This is a genomic window from Mesorhizobium sp. M4A.F.Ca.ET.020.02.1.1 (assembly GCF_004022645.1).
Taxonomy (GTDB): Bacteria; Pseudomonadota; Alphaproteobacteria; order Rhizobiales; family Rhizobiaceae; genus Mesorhizobium.
In genome coordinates this window covers 1-385 of sequence record NZ_RZOI01001437.1, presented here as the reverse complement: position 1 = coordinate 385, position 385 = coordinate 1, and the positions used below count along the sequence as shown (strand labels likewise).

Genomic DNA, 385 nt, shown 5'->3' with positions numbered 1-385 from the left:
ATTGTAGAGCGGATCGAAGCTGAAGCTTGTCCAGCCGAGGCTTCGCACCACGCCCTGAATGCCGAAGTCCGGATTGAGCAGCCACTGCCATACCAGGCCGGTGACGATGAACGAGAGCGCGAAGGGATAGAGGAAGATCGTGCGGAATGTGTCTTCGAAGCGGATTTTCTGGTCGAGCAACGCGGCGAGGATGAAGCCGATCGCCAGCGAGAACACCAGCGAAATGACGCCATAGATCAAGAGGTTCTCGATCGAGATCAGCCAGCGCGGCGTCGCCCACAACCGGTAATACTGGTCGAGGCCGACGAAGTTTAGCCGCGGCAGCAGTTTCGAGTTGGTGAAGGAATAGAGCACCGTCCATGCGGTGCCGCCGACGAAAACCACC

Annotated in this window: 1 protein-coding gene; it reads right to left on the bottom strand. The window is 58.4% G+C overall.

The annotated features are described in order from the left end of the window. The coding region (locus EN742_RS37560) for a sugar ABC transporter permease (protein WP_148670638.1) at positions 1–385 on the bottom strand (385 nt) is incomplete at both ends.